The organism is Tenacibaculum sp. SSH1-16, from assembly GCF_040104435.1.
Taxonomy (GTDB): domain Bacteria; phylum Bacteroidota; class Bacteroidia; order Flavobacteriales; family Flavobacteriaceae; genus Polaribacter; species Polaribacter mesophilus.
The window spans coordinates 293,362-306,591 of sequence record NZ_JBECOV010000001.1 but is presented as its reverse complement, the minus strand read 5'-3'; the positions used below and the strand labels follow the sequence as shown (position 1 = coordinate 306,591).

General features: G+C 31.3%; 12 protein-coding genes. 9 read left to right on the top strand and 3 right to left on the bottom strand.

Features of this window, described 5'->3' with window-relative positions; translation table 11 throughout:
- Window positions 1–99 precede the first annotated feature (99 nt).
- The 6 genes from ABMY20_RS01515 to ABMY20_RS01490 all read left to right on the top strand — a co-directional run bounded on the left by ABMY20_RS01515 (window position 100) and on the right by ABMY20_RS01490 (window position 8,944).
- Window positions 100–729, top strand: a complete 630-nt coding sequence (locus ABMY20_RS01515) for a phosphoribosylanthranilate isomerase (RefSeq protein ID WP_349264462.1) — start codon at window positions 100–102, stop codon at window positions 727–729.
- A 10-nt stretch (window positions 730–739) separates the two neighbouring features.
- Complete coding sequence (gene trpB, locus ABMY20_RS01510; RefSeq protein WP_349264461.1) at window positions 740–1,915, top strand: tryptophan synthase subunit beta; 1,176 nt, start codon at window positions 740–742, stop codon at window positions 1,913–1,915.
- A gap of 128 nt (window positions 1,916–2,043) precedes the next feature.
- Window positions 2,044–2,814: a tryptophan synthase subunit alpha gene (gene trpA / locus ABMY20_RS01505; RefSeq protein WP_073181623.1), complete on the top strand. Its 771-nt coding sequence runs from the start codon at window positions 2,044–2,046 to the stop codon at window positions 2,812–2,814.
- 66 nt (window positions 2,815–2,880) lie between these two features.
- The gene (locus ABMY20_RS01500; protein ID WP_349264460.1) at window positions 2,881–6,048 is read left to right on the top strand and encodes a S41 family peptidase; all 3,168 of its coding nucleotides are present in this window, start codon (window positions 2,881–2,883) and stop codon (window positions 6,046–6,048) included.
- Window positions 6,049–6,115: 67 nt separating this feature from the next.
- Window positions 6,116–8,221 carry a DNA helicase RecQ gene (recQ, locus tag ABMY20_RS01495; protein WP_349264459.1) on the top strand — a complete coding sequence of 702 codons (2,106 nt, stop codon included), beginning with the start codon at window positions 6,116–6,118 and terminating at the stop codon, window positions 8,219–8,221.
- 6 nt (window positions 8,222–8,227) lie between these two features.
- A complete protein-coding gene (locus ABMY20_RS01490) occupies window positions 8,228–8,944 on the top strand; it encodes a hypothetical protein (RefSeq protein ID WP_253056135.1) in 717 nt (238 codons plus the stop codon).
- 38 nt (window positions 8,945–8,982) lie between these two features.
- Here ABMY20_RS01490 and ABMY20_RS01485 read toward each other — a convergent pair whose 3' ends face one another.
- The 3 genes from ABMY20_RS01485 to ABMY20_RS01475 all read right to left on the bottom strand — a co-directional run bounded on the left by ABMY20_RS01485 (window position 8,983) and on the right by ABMY20_RS01475 (window position 10,573).
- Window positions 8,983–9,603 carry a hypothetical protein gene (locus ABMY20_RS01485; RefSeq protein WP_349264458.1) on the bottom strand — a complete coding sequence of 207 codons (621 nt, stop codon included), beginning with the start codon at window positions 9,601–9,603 and terminating at the stop codon, window positions 8,983–8,985.
- The gene (locus ABMY20_RS01480; protein WP_253056133.1) at window positions 9,587–10,126 is read right to left on the bottom strand and encodes a sigma-70 family RNA polymerase sigma factor; all 540 of its coding nucleotides are present in this window, start codon (window positions 10,124–10,126) and stop codon (window positions 9,587–9,589) included. The genes ABMY20_RS01485 and ABMY20_RS01480 overlap by 17 nt, the downstream gene beginning before the upstream one ends.
- A gap of 72 nt (window positions 10,127–10,198) precedes the next feature.
- Window positions 10,199–10,573, bottom strand: coding sequence for a hypothetical protein (locus tag ABMY20_RS01475; protein WP_125343505.1), 375 nt, complete (start codon window positions 10,571–10,573; stop codon window positions 10,199–10,201).
- Between the two features lie 149 nt (window positions 10,574–10,722).
- Here ABMY20_RS01475 and ABMY20_RS01470 point away from each other — a divergent pair, with 149 nt between their 5' ends.
- The 3 genes from ABMY20_RS01470 (at window position 10,723) to ABMY20_RS01460 (ending at window position 13,178) form a co-directional block, all read left to right on the top strand.
- Window positions 10,723–11,229 (top strand): MarR family transcriptional regulator, encoded by a 507-nt coding sequence (locus tag ABMY20_RS01470; RefSeq protein WP_349264457.1) that lies wholly within the window; start codon window positions 10,723–10,725, stop codon window positions 11,227–11,229.
- A gap of 762 nt (window positions 11,230–11,991) precedes the next feature.
- Window positions 11,992–12,375 (top strand): hypothetical protein, encoded by a 384-nt coding sequence (locus ABMY20_RS01465; protein ID WP_253056128.1) that lies wholly within the window; start codon window positions 11,992–11,994, stop codon window positions 12,373–12,375.
- Window positions 12,376–12,467: 92 nt separating this feature from the next.
- Window positions 12,468–13,178, top strand: a complete 711-nt coding sequence (locus tag ABMY20_RS01460) for a DUF2071 domain-containing protein (RefSeq protein ID WP_349264456.1) — start codon at window positions 12,468–12,470, stop codon at window positions 13,176–13,178.
- The last annotated feature ends 52 nt before the right edge of the window (window positions 13,179–13,230 follow it).

The window sequence follows — 13,230 nt, the reverse complement described above, 5'->3', positions numbered from 1 at the left end:
TTTATGAGGAACGAATAAATTAGTATCGAGAACAAGTACTTCTCGATACAATTTTCTCACAAAGTCGAAAATTACTCGAAATGACGAAATATAAATAATATGAAACTAAAAGTTTGTGGAATGAAGTTTATAGAAAATATTCAGCAAGTAGCTGAATTACAACCTGATTATTTAGGGTTTATTTTCTATGAAAAATCATCAAGAAATTTTGAAGGCATCATTCCGAAACTACCTAAAGGAATCAAAAAAGTAGGTGTTTTTGTAAATGAGTATTTGGAGATTGTAGTTTCTTTAGTTGAAGAATATCAGCTGGATTTGGTTCAGTTGCATGGAGATGAACCTGTTGAATATATTCAAAAATTAAAGGGGCATTTACCAAAACTAGAAATTATTAAGGTGTTTGGAATCAAAGACAAATTTAATTTTGAGATATTAAAACCTTATGAAGAGGTAATAGATTATTTTTTATTTGATACCAAAGGTAAAGAGCGCGGAGGAAACGGAGTAACTTTTAACTGGCAGGTTTTGAGAGATTACAATTCAACCAAACCTTACTTTTTAAGCGGAGGAATAGGCTTAGAAGAAGTAGGAGAATTACAATCCTTTCTTAAAAGAAAAGAATCACAATACTGCTATGCAATTGATGTGAATAGCAAGTTTGAAACCAAGCCAGGAATAAAATCAGTAGAAAAAATAAAAAAGTTTAAAAAGCTAACGGCTAACAGCTAAAACAAATTATATGAAATTTAAACCAGACAATAACGGATATTACGGACAATTTGGAGGAGCATTTATACCAGAATTGTTATACCCAAACGTAAAAGAATTAGAAGATAATTATATAAAAATTATAGAATCTGAAGAATTTCAAGAGGAATATAAAGATTTATTAAAACACTATGTTGGTCGTCCAAGTCCTCTGTATTTAGCAAAAAGGTTATCAGAAAAGTATGGAGCAGCTATTTATTTAAAAAGAGAAGATTTAAATCATACAGGCGCGCATAAAGTAAACAATACCATTGGTCAAATTCTAATCGCAAAACATTTAGGAAAAACTAAAATTTTAGCAGAAACAGGTGCAGGGCAACATGGAGTGGCTACAGCTACAGTATGTGCCTTAATGGGATTAGAATGCGTTGTTTTCATGGGAGAAACTGATATTCAACGTCAAGCGCCGAATGTAGCCCGTATGAAAATGTTGGGGGCTAAAGTAGTACCAGCAACTAGTGGAAGCAAAACCTTGAAAGATGCTACGAATGAAGCTATCCGTTATTGGATTCAGCATCCAGATACTTATTATTTAATAGGCTCTGTGGTAGGTCCACATCCGTATCCAGATATGGTAGCGCGATTACAAGCAGTGATTTCAGAAGAAATGAAAGTACAGCTAAAAGAACAAACAGGGAAAGAAAATCCTGATACTATTATAGCTTGTGTAGGTGGAGGAAGTAATGCAGCAGGTGCTTTTTATCATTATTTAGAAGATAAAGAAGTGGAACTAATCGCAGTTGAAGCGGCAGGATTAGGAGTGAGTTCTGGAGAAAGTGCTGCAACCTCACAATTAGGAGAAGTAGGAGTTATTCATGGGAGTAAAACCATCTTAATGCAAGATGAATACGGACAAATTGTAGAACCATATTCAATTTCGGCAGGGTTAGATTATCCAGGAGTGGGACCGTTACATGCTTATTTGCATGAAACAAAACGAGCAACATTTATGAATGCTACGGATAAAGAAGCATTAGAAGCTGCTTACGAACTAACAAAAATAGAAGGAATTATTCCGGCATTAGAAAGTGCACACGCATTAGCAGTATTACCAAAAATGGATTTACAAAAAGATCAGGTGATTGTGGTGAATTTATCAGGTAGAGGAGATAAAGATTTAGAAACGTATATAAAACATTTAAGCTAATAGTTAAAAAGAATGTCACATCGAGTGAATTTGAGAGGAACGAATAAATTTGTATCGAGATGTAATAAGTTCTCGATACGATTTTCTCCTAAAGTCGAAAATCACTCGAACTGACAAAACCATAGAAAATGAACTCAATTCAACATATATTCAATAAAAAGGAAAACAATTTATTATCAATTTTTTTTACCGCAGGTTTTCCAAAACTAGAAGATACTACAAAAGTTATTGCTAAGTTAAGTAATAGTGGAGTAGATTTTATAGAAGTAGGTTTGCCATATTCTGACCCACTTGCAGATGGACCAACTATTCAGCATAGTAGTGATGTAGCGTTGAGAAACGGTATGAATCTCGACGTGGTTTTTAAGCAATTACAAACGATAAAAGGTTCAAATAAAACCCCTTTAGTATTAATGGGATACTTGAATCAGATTATTAAATACGGGGAAGATAGGTTCTGTAAAGAAGTAAGAGATTGCGGAATAGATACTGTAATTATTCCCGACTTACCTATGGTTGAATACGAGAACCATTATCAACAGTTGTTTGAAAAATACGGAATTACAAATGTATTTTTAATTACACCACATACGTCTGAAGAACGCATTCGTAAAATAGATTCTTTAACCAATGCTTTTATTTATGTAGTTGCTTCGGCATCTATTACGGGAGCCAAAGGTGAAGTTTCATCAGCACAAATAAATTACTTTAAAAGAATTCAAGCGATGAATTTGCAAAGTAAGTTAATTGTTGGTTTTGGTATTTCAGATAACAAAACTTTTACTACAGCTTGCGAGTACATGAATGGAGCTATTATAGGTTCAGCTTTTATTAAAGAATTAGAAAAAAATGGGATTGAAGAGATAAGTAATTTTGTGAGAACTGTTAAGAACTGTTAATATATTCCTAATTTTAAGAGAATTTTAGTCATAATAAAGTAATTTGGTGATTTAAAATCAAATAACATGACTAAAAAGATATTCTTAGGGGTGGCTTTAATAGCAAGTAATTTTTTATTTGCCCAACATACACTAATTCGTAAGCCTGTGATTAGCCCTGATGCTTCTCAAATGGCATTTAGTTATTATGGCGATATTTGGCTATATAACTTTAACAATCAGCAAACAAAAAGGTTGACTATTCATAAAGGCTACGAAAGTAACCCTGTTTGGAATGAAAAAGGAACTGAGATTGCATTTTCATCAAATAGAAAAGGAAATGATAATGTATTTGTAACTTCTATAAAAGGAGGAGTTCCTAAACAGTTAACATACTACCCTACAGCCAATATTCCTACAGATTGGACAAAAGAAGGAGATATTGTTTTTACGACTGGTCGTGTGTTAAGAGGTCCAGAGTGGGATAAACAAATGTATGTAGTTAATGAAAAGGGAGAAACACCTCGTCGATTATTAACTGCTTATGGTGAAATGGCTTCGGTATCTCCTAACGGAAAATTAATTGCTTTTACCAAAGGAGCATGCCGTATTGCTCGTGAAGATTACTCAGGTTCTGCGCAACGTGATATTTGGGTTTATAATACTGAAACAGATGAATATCATCAAATAACAACAAGTAACAAGAATGATCACTCTCCTGTTTGGGATGCAGTGGGGAATTTATACTACATCGGAGCAAAAAGTGGACGTTATAATATTTATAAACAAGTAATTTCTGCAAATGGAACTGCCAATGGTACAGCTACTCAATTAACAAATCAAACAAAAGACGGTGTACAAACATTCTCAGTAAGTAATAATGGAACGATTGTTTATACTAGTGGGGCAGATACTTTCAAGTTAGAAAATGGAAAAACTCAAAAAATTAACTTAGATATTGTTTCAGATAATCGTTTTGAAGAAGAAGAAACTAAAACAGTTTCAGGAAACATTGGTAATTATGCAGTTTCACCTAATGGAAAAAACGTAGCATTAGAAATTAATGGAGAAATCTTTGTAAAGGAGAATAATAAAGAAAAGAAGCGCTCAAACAATGTGAGTAAGCATTCGTATAGAGATATCAATCCACAGTGGTTAGATGATAAAACAGTTGTTTTTTCTTCAGATAGAGACGGAGTTTATCAATTGTACAGTGCAGTTTCTACAGATACTTTGGTGGGGTTACACCGTAGTTTAAAAACAAAAGTTTCTAAACTAACAAATAGTAAAGAAGATATTGAATATTCCTTAGTTTCTCCTGATGGAAAGAAGATTGCTTACCAGGTGGGAAGAGGAGTTTTAATGATTGCTGATGTTAAAAAAGGAAAAATAACAAATGCTAAAGAGTACTCTAATTCTTGGGCAGCTGCTGAAGGAGTTTCGTGGAGTCCTGATAGCAAGTATATAGCGTATTCTCAAGAGGATTTAAATTTTGATAGCGAAATTTTTATTCAGTCTGTAGCAAAACCTTCTACTAAAATGAATGTATCGATGCATCCTAGAAGTGACCGCAATCCAGTTTGGAGTGCTGACGGAAAAAAGTTAGCATTTTTATCAAATAGAAGCGGAATCAATTACGATGTTTGGATGGTTTGGTTGGAAAAATCTGATTGGGAAAAGTCAAAACTAGATCACGAAGAAGGAGCTTATTATCCTGAGAAGAAAGAAGAACCTTCTAAAGATAAAGACGCCAAAAAAGGAAAGAAAAAGAAGAAAAAAGTAGTTGTAAAAATAGATGAAGATAAAATTTACGATCGTTTAGTACAGGTTACTTCTTTACAAGATGATGAGTATAGCCCTGTGTTTAGTGTAGATAGTGATTTTATTTATTTTTCAGCAACCAATCCTGCTACAGAAAAAAGAAGCACTTACAAAGTTAAATGGGATGGTAGCAAGCCAAAATTAGTGAAAGGAGTTGCTAATGCACGAAACTTTACTGAGAACAAAGGAAAAATTTATTTCACTTCTAGAGGAAAATTAGCTGAATTAAACACAAAATCAGATAAAGTAACGAAGTTACCACACAGTGCTACCTATACAACTAATAGAAAAGAAGTGTATCAACAGGTTTTTGAAGAAGGAATTCGTGCATTAACAGCTGGTTTTTACGATCCAGAATTTCACGGATACAATTGGAATGCTTTAGTAAAGAAGTACAAGCCTTGGGTATTGTCAGCAACCACTCACGAAGATTATACCTATATGTTTAATTTGTTGTTAGGACAGTTAAATGCGAGTCATATGGGCTACCGTGGAAGTGCGCCAAGAAATACAAGTGATAAAGTTGGAGTATTAGGTTTAGAAGTAGAAAACACTAAAAAAGGTGTAAAGGTTTCTTATGTGTTACCAAATTCAGTAGCAGATAAATCAACGAGTAAGTTAAAAGTTGGTGATATTATCACGGCAGTTAATGGACAACAAATAGAAAAGAATACTAATTTTTACAGTTTACTAAAGAATACACAAACTAAAGAGATTTTATTGAGTTTAGATAATGATAAAGATGTAGTATTACGCCCAGAAAGGTCGTTAAGAAGTTTACAATATGAGGAATGGGTAAACTCTAGAAAGAAATTGGTAGATGAATATTCTAACGGTCAGTTAGGGTATATTCATATTCAAGGAATGAACATGCCAAGTTTCGAGCGTTTTGAACGTGAACTAAAAGCAAGTGGTTATGGTAAAAAAGGAATCGTAATTGATGTTCGTTACAATGGTGGTGGATGGACTACTGATAGATTAATGGCAGTGTTAAATGTAGATCAACATGCATATACAGTTCCGAGAGGAGCAGCAAAAAGTTTAAAAAATCATAAAAAGTTCAATAAAAATTATCCGTTTAACGAACGAGCTATTTTATCAGTAAACACAAAACCAATGGTAGCTTTATGTAATGAAAATAGTTATTCAAATGCAGAGATTTTCTCGCACGCGTTTAAAAATTTAGGGTTAGGAAAATTAGTAGGGCAACCAACTTTTGGAGCAGTAATTTCTACAGGAGGAAAACGCTTACAAAACGGGTTTATTCGTATGCCTTTTAGAGCATGGTATGTTAAAAAATCAGGGAAAAATATGGAGAACGAAGCTCCTGCAGTACCAGATTATTTAGTGAAAAATGCACCAGGATGGAAGGATAGAGGAGAAGATGCTCAGTTAAAAAAAGCAGTTGAGGTGTTGTTACAAGATATTAAGTAATAAGAACTAAAAAAAGATCAAGCGCAGAGTTTAAACTCTGCGCTTTTTTTATTCCTATTTTTGCCAAATGATGCAGATTACAGAACAAGAATTGTTAGAAAAATTAAAAGTAAATTTTGGATATGATAGCTTTCGTTTAGAGCAACAGGCTATAATTGAAAATATAGTAGCAAAAAAGGATACGTTGGTTATTATGCCAACAGGTGGAGGGAAATCTATTTGTTACCAATTACCAGCATTATTTTTTGAAGGTGTTACATTGGTGATTTCTCCATTAATTGCTTTGATGAAAGATCAAGTAGATAGCTTAAAAGCAAACGGAATTCCTGCTACTTTTTTTAACAGTAGTCAATCAACAGAAGAACAACAAGAAGTATTTGAAGCTATAGCATCAAAAAGTATAAAACTACTATATGTCGCTCCTGAAAGTTTATCACTACTTCAAAATGTGTTAAATCAATCTTATATAAGCTGTATTGCTGTTGATGAGGCACACTGTATTTCTGCATGGGGGCACGATTTTCGCCCTTCCTACAAGCAATTAGCATTTTTAAAAAAATCATTACCTGAAATTCCGATTGTAGCATTAACAGCAACGGCTGATAAAGCTACACAGCAAGATATTTTAGAGCAATTAGCAGTGCCAAATGCTAATCAGTTTATAAGTTCTTTCAATAGAGAGAATATTGCTTTAGAAGTTCGTCCTGCAAACGATAGAGTACAACAAATTATAAAGTTTATTCAGAGGAGACCTAATGAAGCAGGAATTGTTTATTGCTTAAGTAGAAAAGCAACGGAACAATTAGCAAAAAAGTTACAAGAAAATAACATTGATGCTAAAGCATATCATGCGGGATTATCTTTTGAAGAAAGAGCTAAAACTCAAGAGGCCTTTATTAAAGATGATTGTGAAGTAATTTGCGCGACTATTGCTTTTGGAATGGGAATTGACAAATCGAACGTTCGTTGGGTAATACACTACAATATGCCTAAAAACATTGAAGGTTATTATCAAGAGATAGGACGTTCTGGTCGTGATGGATTACCTGCAAAGGCTTTATTATTTCATAGTTACGCAGATGTTATTCAACTACGTCAGTTTATAGAAAACACAGGAAATAAAGAAGTTCAAGAGGCAAAATTAGAACGTATGAAGCAATTTGCGGAAGCTACGGTTTGCCGAAGAAAAATATTACTCAGTTATTTTGGAGAACTAATTGAAGAAAACTGCGGAAATTGTGATGTGTGTAAGAATCCTCCACAATTTTTTGATGGAACTGTTATTGCGCAAAAAGGACTCTCAGCTATTTATCGATTACAAGGAAAAGAAGCTATGGGAACTGTAATTGATGTACTTAGAGGAGCCAAAAATGCCACGGTTTTAGATAAAAGCTACGATAGATTGAAAACCTACGGTGTTGGTAACGATATTTCTTGGAGAGATTGGCAACATTATTTAATTCAGTTAACCAATCAAGGATATTGTCAAATAGCTTTTCATTTAAACAACAGTTTACAGCTTACTGAGTTTTCGAATAAAGTGCTTTTTGAAGGAGAAAAAGTACAATTAACTACTCCTGTAGCGTTTACAAAGGAAGTAAAAACGGTAACAAAAGAGAAAAAGAAAAAAGCAGTTAAGGATACGTTATTTGAGCGTTTGAGAAAACTGCGTTATCGCATTGCCCAAGAAGAAGATATTGCAGCATATTTAGTTTTTAATGATGCTACACTTAAAGAAATAGAGAATGAAAGACCACAATCTGACGAAGAATTTTTAGCCATTAGTGGAGTAGGACAACGAAAACTAGAAGTGTATGGGGCTGAGTTTATGGAAGAAATCAAAACGTTTTTAAACGAAAAGAAGAAAACTAAAAAAGATACCACTTTAGAAACGTTTAAGCTATATAAAGAAGGATTTACGGTTGAAGAAATAGCAGAGAACCGAGGGTTAAAACCCACCACTATTTTTTCTCATTTATCTAAGTTATACCTAGAGGGAAAAGATGTGAGTTTGGATGAGTTTATAGAGGCAGATACATTAGCTTTGGTAGCAAATGCCAAAAAAGTATTGAAAAATGAAACAGCTTTAAAACCTTATTTTGAGTTTTTAGGAGAGAAAGTTCCATATGAAAAAATACGAGTAGGATTGACCATTTTACAAAGGAAAGGATAGTGTATTATGAACGAGAACCATTTTCCTATTGATGCTAATTCAGACGCTATTTTAAACTTAGAAGAGAAAATCAAAGCGTTAAAAGGTAAGATTGAAGCAATTAAAACCAAGCTGCTTCCTTTTGAACAATCGTTACGAAATTCAATTGCTGATTTGTTAATAGAAGAACGAGAGCTAACCATCTTATATAAAGCACAAAAGAAAGCTAAAAAGGAAAAAAGGTTAGTACAAAAGCGAAAAGGTAAAAATTACAAAGAATATACAGGTATTGTGCCTGTTTCGAAAAAAGAAGAAGTAGAGAAAGTCAATCAAAAAGAGAAGAAGAGATTATATAAAGAAGCAATGTTGTATGTGCATCCTGATAAATTTTCGATGCAAGAAAATGAGCAACAAAAAGCATTAGAAACAACAACAAAGCTGATTGAAATATATCAAAACGGAAGCTTGGAAGAGTTAGAGGCTTTTCATGCTCATATTTTTGGAGGTAATACAGCGTTGAGTTTTAATAAAGATATAACATTAGTAAAAAAAACAACTAGCAACACTACTTATTTAACAAATGAGGTAGAACGTTTAGAAAAGCAATTAACCAATTTGTTAGATAGTTATACTTATAAAGTTTTAACAACATACAAAAATCCTATGTCATTTGTTGACGAACTAAAAGTCTATTATGACGATAGAATTTTTAAACTTCGTAAACGAACCAGAACAAAAAAATAAACCAGAATTATAAAAGAACAATTCAGGTTTATGATTAATTAAGAAGTTTTTAATTCTTCCATTTCTTTAATAATATCGTCTAGTTTAGATATAAGGCTATGATATAAAATTCTAGTTGAGATATTATACACTACGAAACCAATAACTCCAGTCACAATTGCTACGATAAGTCCAACTCCTATAATCTCTAAAAAGGATGAATCGCTAGAAATATAGTTAGATAAAAAACTTTTTTCTTTCACACCGTAAGCCAGAGCAAAAATTGATACAATAGCTAGTGGAATTGCAAAAACAAATAACTTTTTTGTGGCTTTAGATACCGAGTTAATTACACTTCTATAATTTTTTAAATATGTTAAGTTGTCAGATTTAACATCAATAGTCTTAAATCTTTTTAACAATTTTGTATTAAAGAAATACAAACTTAAGATTAAAAAAGCACCGTATGCTCCTATAATAGTTTCAGATAAAAGTATTCCTCCGATAACTACAATTCCTGCCATAGGAAGCAATCCTTTATTGTCAAACTCGTAGGTTCTTCTAATTTTATTAATAACCGATTTAGATTTCTGGTTGTATATATCGTTAATTTTTGGAGCTATTAATGATTGTTCATTTATGAAAGCTTCATTCCATCTTTTTTCAATTGATTTTTCCATCTAATATTATTTTTAATTGTTTTTTAATTCTGTTAATACGTACTGCAATATTGTTAGCGCTAGTTCCAATAATTGCAGCAATTTCTTTGTAAGGATTTTCTTCTAAATGCAGTAAAATTATCGCTCTGTCGACTTCAGATAATTTTTTAATAGCATCATATAACAAGTTTAAATCTTCGTTTTGAAAAGCTTTATTATCCTCCGATAAATTGGGAGTTTTCTCTAAAGAATATTCTTTTTTAGCATTTCTCTTCGCTAAGGTTAAACAAACATTTAGCGTAATTCTGTATATCCAAGTAGACCATTTCGATTTGTTTTGGAAAGCATCTCTGCTTTTCCATATTTGTAAACAAGCTTCTTGATAAAAGTCTTCAAAGTCTTCCTGAGAGTCCGTATAAGCTCTACATATTTTAATAATAATACCAGCATGTGGTAAAATGGATGTTATATAAAAATCGTTACTCAAAATTTGGTTTTCTTGATAGGTATTCTGAAAAGTAAAATTATTACAAGAAAGTTTCATTTTTTTGAAAATAAAAAACCTTACAAAATTAATTGTAAGGATAATAAAATGTTTTTTGTGTAATAATAGAGTTTAAAAATTGGTAATAGGAAATCTTTTTATACGAAGTGGATTGCCTATTGGACCTTTAACTCCTGATTGAAAATTATCGTTAAGTACAATTTGGTTGTTCATTTTTAATTGAATTTGGGCAGTACCGAACCATCCCCAATCATCACAATCAATAGATACAGTTAACTGTCCCATTGAAGGATGTAGGTCTATCAATTCTATAATCCCCCAATCAGTAAAGTTATTTGGGTTATTAGAAACTAATTCTAGACTATGTTGTTTCGTTCCGAAATGTTTTATGTTTTTTACAGGATCTTTTAAATGTTTACCAAAGGCCATTCCGTTTAATTGGATAGTCATTTTACCAGATGTAATAAAATACAATTGTGTACTCATATTTATGTTGTTTGATTAGAAAATAGTAAAGTATGCTATGTTTATTATTCGTTTTTAAGGAAAAAGACCGTTTTTAGTTAGGGTAAAATCTTTGTTTTTTTATTTTCAGAAATTATTGAAAGTTTAATAAAATATTGTATGTTTGTAGTATGAAATTAGAAGATGCAAAATTAAAATACATTCATACTTGGGGTAGTTTAGCCACCAATTGGGGAGTTAATAAAACCATGGCGCAAGTCCATGCTTTATTATTGGTTTCAACCAAACCACTTTCAGCCGATGAAATTATGGAAACTCTAAAAATTTCTAGAGGTAATGTAAACATGAATGTTCGTGCTTTGATTGACTGGGGAATTGTAAGTAAAGAGTTTGTAGTGGGAGAGCGTAAAGAGTTTTTTGTCGCGGACAAGGATATCTGGGAACTATTTAAACAGGTAACGAAAGAGCGTAAGAAAAGGGAAATTGAACCTGTTTTAAAAGTGTTAGATGAGTTACAAGAGGATGTTAAAGAGAACTCTGAAGAAGCAGAAGCCTTTAAAAAAGTAATGAATGATTTATCATCTGTTACCAAAACTGTAAATGGCATTTTAGAGAATGCAATCAAGGCTGATGAACATTGGTTGTTATCTAACTTTACCAAAATGATAAAAAAGTAAAAAAATTTAAACATTAACTTTCAAAAATTTCTGAAAATATGAAATATACAATATCTGTAATCTCTTGTATTAATAGATTTTTAATGCTTCCCTTTATAGTTTTGTTAATATTAGGTGTAATTGAGAATGATTGTTTAGCAATTGCAGCATTATTGGCTATACCCTTAGGTTTTTTTCAGATACTATTTGGTTTTACTACACTATATCTGTGGAATGAGATGAATAGATACTTAAAATTTTCTCAGATAATTTACTTAGCCACTGTGCTTTGTTATTTTTTAATTATATTTTTCACTGTAGTCTATGAAAAAGAAAAAGAGATTTTAATTATGAAATATATTCTATATACTATACCGATAATATTGGCTTTATTCATAACTCTTTTTATAGAAAAATTAAAATCAATATTAGCGAAATGATACTACTCACTTATATATCTTATTTAACTTTTTCTATAGCAGTTGTTTTTTATGTAGGTAGCCTTTGTTTTCAAAATGGAAAAATCTACACACAAAATTATTTTCCTAATGATTTGTCAACTGGTAACGCAATAAATAACACATTACTTGTTGCATACTACTGCTTAAACATAGGATTGGCTATTTGGAGCTTAAACTCTATAAATGAAATAGAAGGCATAAATACTTTATTGGTAGAGTTATGTTTAAGGTTCAGTTTTATTTTATTAGTTATTGGAATACTACATTTTAGTAATATCTATATGGTTCATTTAATTCACAAACATTTAAAAAAGTAATAGTTATGAATGGAAATTTAGAATTAATAGCGTATTTAATTTATTTACCTATTAGCATTGGTTTAACAACTTTTGTTTCTCAGCATTTATTTAAAAACAGTAAGATTTTTATGTTAGATATTTTTAATCAAAAACAAGAAATAGCATTTGCTACGAACAAGCTATTTAAAATTGGTTTTTACCTATTAAACATAGGGTTTGCATTAAGAATTATTCAAGTTTATAGTCTGACAAATTATAAAAGTTTAGTTGAAGCACTAAGTGCTAAAATTGGAGGCTTTTCTATTTACTTGGGAATTGTTATGATTTTCTTTATCATTTTCTTTTTGAAAGGTAGAAAAGCAAGTAAAATGGAATATTTAAAGCTAAATAGACAAGAGAATAGTTAGGGGAAATTACTTAACAAATTAGAAAAAGAGTAAGTAAACCTCATAAGTATTTTACTTATGAGGTTTGTGAATTAATTAAAAAATAGAATTATATGAGTTTTTTAAAAGCAGAATGGCGAAAATTGGTCATGGTAAATTATGAGGTGAATCCAGAAGTGCTAAAAGAGTATATACCTAAAGGTACTAAGTTAGATTTTTATGAAAATAAATGCTATATAAGTGTTGTGGGATTTATGTTCTTAAATACAAACTTATTAGGTGTAAGAGTTCCTTTTCATGTAAATTTTGAAGAAGTAAATCTTCGATTTTATGTAAAAAGAAAAGATAAGAGAGGGGTAGTTTTTATAAAAGAAATAGTACCCAAGCCAGCTATAACCTTTGTAGCGAATACTATTTATAAAGAAAACTATCAAACATTACCCATGAAACATAGTTGGGTAGAGAAAGATAATAAGTTAAAAATATCGTATCAATGGAAAATAAATAAGAAATGGAATTCAATATCAGTTGAAAGCTTATCAAAATCAATAGCTATTGAACCGAATACAGAAATTGAATTTATAGCAGAGCATTATTGGGGATATGCTAAGAGTGAAAGTAAAACTACTGAATACGAAGTGAAGCACCCTACTTGGAGTTATTATCTAGTGACAGATTATAAAATAGATGTTGATTTTACTGCTACTTATGGAGCGCATTTTTCTTTTTTACAGAGTCAAAAACCTAGCTCTGTATTTTTGCTAGAAGGTTCTGAAATAAGTGTTGAAAACAAAACAGTTTTACGTACTGAAAGAGTTTTATAAAAAATAAGTAGAGATAAAACTATTTCTACTTATTTACGTAGTTAAAATTTTT

Excerpts from the sequence above, each read along its gene's own strand:
- trpB (WP_349264461.1), top strand. The coding sequence starts at position 740 with ATGAAATTTAAACCAGACAATAACGGATATTACGGACAATTTGGAGGA.
- ABMY20_RS01460 (WP_349264456.1), top strand. The coding sequence starts at position 12,468 with ATGAGTTTTTTAAAAGCAGAATGGCGAAAATTGGTCATGGTAAATTAT.
- trpA (WP_073181623.1), top strand. The coding sequence starts at position 2,044 with ATGAACTCAATTCAACATATATTCAATAAAAAGGAAAACAATTTATTA.
- recQ (WP_349264459.1), top strand. The coding sequence starts at position 6,116 with ATGATGCAGATTACAGAACAAGAATTGTTAGAAAAATTAAAAGTAAAT.
- ABMY20_RS01485 (WP_349264458.1), bottom strand. The coding sequence starts at position 9,603 with ATGGAAAAATCAATTGAAAAAAGATGGAATGAAGCTTTCATAAATGAA.
- ABMY20_RS01490 (WP_253056135.1), top strand. The coding sequence starts at position 8,228 with ATGAACGAGAACCATTTTCCTATTGATGCTAATTCAGACGCTATTTTA.
- ABMY20_RS01470 (WP_349264457.1), top strand. The coding sequence starts at position 10,723 with ATGAAATTAGAAGATGCAAAATTAAAATACATTCATACTTGGGGTAGT.
- ABMY20_RS01515 (WP_349264462.1), top strand. The coding sequence starts at position 100 with ATGAAACTAAAAGTTTGTGGAATGAAGTTTATAGAAAATATTCAGCAA.
- ABMY20_RS01480 (WP_253056133.1), bottom strand. The coding sequence starts at position 10,126 with ATGAAACTTTCTTGTAATAATTTTACTTTTCAGAATACCTATCAAGAA.
- ABMY20_RS01500 (WP_349264460.1), top strand. The coding sequence starts at position 2,881 with ATGACTAAAAAGATATTCTTAGGGGTGGCTTTAATAGCAAGTAATTTT.
- ABMY20_RS01465 (WP_253056128.1), top strand. The coding sequence starts at position 11,992 with ATGAATGGAAATTTAGAATTAATAGCGTATTTAATTTATTTACCTATT.
- ABMY20_RS01475 (WP_125343505.1), bottom strand. The coding sequence starts at position 10,573 with ATGAGTACACAATTGTATTTTATTACATCTGGTAAAATGACTATCCAA.